Genomic DNA, 274 nt, shown 5'->3' on the forward strand with positions numbered 1-274 from the left:
TCCCCTTGGGAATTTTCGATGGCATCCGGAACCACCTGAGCCAGTGCCGCCCTGTGCCAGATGGTCAGCAAGCCTTGCACGACCTCATCATAATCCGGGCCGTGCTCCGCCATTTCTGCCACTTCGGCCAATACATCACGAGCGTTGGCCTTGGCCATGACTTCCGCCATTTTGAACAGCCGGCCACGATCCATGGTGCCCAGCATGCTGGTCACCTGGGTTTCCAGTACCGTACCTTCACCAAAGGCAATGGCCTGATCGGTCAGACTGAGAG

At 58.0% G+C, this 274-nt stretch carries 1 pseudogene; it reads right to left on the reverse strand.

From position 1 onward, the window contains the following. Window positions 1–274: pseudogene (locus tag Q4563_RS19730) on the reverse strand (DNA polymerase III subunit gamma/tau); the annotation flags it as partial.

It is taken from the genome of Gilvimarinus sp. 1_MG-2023 (genome assembly GCF_030548285.1).